Here is a 1,225-nt window from a genome sequence, read left to right as displayed (position 1 = left end):
TCCTACATTTAGGTTTTCCGTGATTTGAGCTATCTCAACCCCAGGAGAAAGAACTTTCGCTGGGTATAACATGTCCCACCAAAAACCAGGTCGGAAGAATGAGAAAGTTAATACTAATAATAGGACGGTTTCCCACCACTTGTTACGAGTCAGCCACCATCCCTGCGTAGCGGCAGAGAAGATCAGCATCGCAATGATGGAAGAGATTACCGTGAGTGCTAAATGCCACCAAGAATCGATACCCATCAACAATAATTGGGTATTGAAAACAAACATGAATGGCAGAATGGCGGTTCTAATATCGTAGGTAAAGCCTTGGATACCGGTGCGAATTGGATCGGACTTCGCGATTGCTGCAGCGGCAAAGGCAGCCAGACCGACCGGTGGTGTATCATCGGCGAGAATACCGAAATAGAACACGAACAAGTGCACCGCAATCAGTGGAATGATAAGACCGTGCGCTGCGCCGAGCGTTACGATGACTGGCGCCATTAGCGTTGATACTACAATGTAGTTTGCTGTGGTAGGCAGACCCATACCGAGAATCAGACTGATAACCGCAGTAAACAGCAACATTAGGATGACACTACCGCCAGAGATAAACTCAACAAAGTCCGTCATCACCAAGCCGATGCCGGTTAGTGTCACAACGCCAACAACCGTACCTGCCGCCGCAGTTGCGACACCGATACCGATCATGTTGCGAGCACCAGCCACCAAGCTTTCAGCAAGATCAACAAAACCCTCTTTGGTTTGCTGTACTAGGTCGCCTTCTTTCGCAAGTAACGCCATCAGAGGGCGTTGTGTTAGCAAAATGAAGACCATAAAGACGGTCGCCCAAAATGCTGATAAGCCAGGTGAGAAGCGCTCTACTGTTAAACACCAAACCAGTACCACTATAGGTAGCAGGTAGTGTAAGCCAGACTTCACTGTAGGACCCGGATCTGGCACTTCAGTCAGCTCCGCATCAATCTCAATTGCGCCATCTTTCATGTGGTTCGCAGAAATTTTTACGAGGCCGACGTAGGCGATGAGTAGCGCGATCGTTACTATCGTAGTCGCTGCGTCGCCAAAGACATCTTTCGTCCAACCTACACCGTAGTACACCAAAGCGCTGATTACACACAGACCTAAAATGGTAGCTGTGAATGAAAGTAGGCTTTGCAGTAACGTTGGATTATGACGACGAGGTAAGCCAGTCATACCCGCTTTACATGCTTCAAGG

At 48.6% G+C, this 1,225-nt stretch carries 1 protein-coding gene; it reads right to left on the bottom strand.

Translation table 11 applies throughout. The features are described from left to right. Nucleotides 1–1,225, bottom strand: a 1,225-nt coding sequence (locus tag R7R78_RS24115) for a TRAP transporter permease (protein WP_225474374.1), incomplete at both ends; no start/stop codon positions are given.

The sequence above is a fragment of the Vibrio sp. 2134-1 genome (assembly GCF_033339495.1).
Note: the sequence above shows the minus strand (reverse complement) of the source record. Positions and strands in the feature narration are given on the sequence as shown.